Source organism: Herbaspirillum sp. B65 (genome assembly GCF_000333555.1).
GTDB classification, from domain to species: domain Bacteria; phylum Pseudomonadota; class Gammaproteobacteria; order Burkholderiales; family Burkholderiaceae_D; genus Herbaspirillum; species Herbaspirillum rubrisubalbicans.
This window is the reverse complement of sequence record NZ_BADI01000921.1, coordinates 1-635: the sequence shown is the minus strand read 5'-3', so window position 1 is coordinate 635 and position 635 is coordinate 1. Positions and strand designations below refer to the sequence as shown.

1 pseudogene is annotated in these 635 nt (G+C 60.0%); it reads left to right on the top strand.

The features are described 5' to 3' along the window. Positions 1-216 precede the first annotated feature (216 nt). Positions 217-635 (top strand): annotated as a pseudogene (locus I5W_RS21655) (phosphodiester glycosidase family protein); the annotation flags it as partial.

The following is a 635-nucleotide window of genomic DNA, read 5'->3' as shown; positions in this document are numbered from 1 at the left end:
AATTCGATTTTTCGCACATTTCATGCTGCTTTTGTTCATTTTCCCACATTCGGTGCAGAACTGCACTGCGGCATGAGCGAATTCGGTGCATCGCCCGCAAAGCCTTTCCTGGACTGGCTTTGCGGATAAAACCGGATTTCCCGTGGCAAGCCCGGCGGGGGCCATTTACAATACCGCCTCGCCCTGTGCGGTCCTGCAGAACAAGACTTGGTTTCGATGCTTCAATCCCTCTTCCGCCCCTCCCTCCTGCGTCTGCTGGCGCTGAGCTGCCTTGCGCTGTGCTCGGTCTCGGCTGCGGCCGCCGACATCCGCCAATACCAGTATCACCAGGTCTTCATCAGCACCTGCCGCGCCGATCCGCGCAGCGACACCATCCGCATGTACTGGAAGGATGCCAGCGGCACGCCCTTGGGCAACTTCAGCCGGCTCGACGCCCACCTGCGCAGCCAGGGCCAGGAAATGGTGTGCGCCACCAATGCCGGCATCTACGACAAGCAATTGCAACCGCTGGGCCTGTACGTGGAAGGCGGCAACCAGCTGCGCCGTCTCAATACCCGCAAGAACGCCTATGGCAATTTCTACCTGCAGCCCAATGGCGTGTTCGTCTTGAGCGACCGCCAGGCCTACATCGTCGA